General features: G+C 70.0%; 1 protein-coding gene. It reads right to left on the minus strand.

What is annotated here, in order from left to right:
- Positions 1-253 (minus strand): alpha/beta fold hydrolase (locus tag CVH10_RS22575; protein WP_146143305.1); only part of this gene is annotated, 253 nt, incomplete at both ends.

Here is a 253-nt window from a genome sequence, read left to right on the forward strand (position 1 = left end):
CGCGTAGGCGACGGCCACGGCGCCCCCCTGCGACATGCCGATGAGCGGAAAGCGACGCAGCTTGAGGCTGTCGACCACCGCTTCGAGGTCGCCCACCCAGGCATCGAGCGACAGGTCGGACACCTCGCGGTCTGACAGGCCGCAGCCGCGTTGGTCGTAGCGGATGTAGGTGTGATGGCGGGCCAGTTCGGCCAGCCAGGGGCGCCACACCGGGCTGGCCTGGTCGTGCTCGACATGGCTGAGCCAATGCGCG

It is taken from the genome of Halomonas sp. ND22Bw, assembly GCF_003011945.1.
GTDB classification, from domain to species: domain Bacteria; phylum Pseudomonadota; class Gammaproteobacteria; order Pseudomonadales; family Halomonadaceae; genus Halomonas; species Halomonas halophila.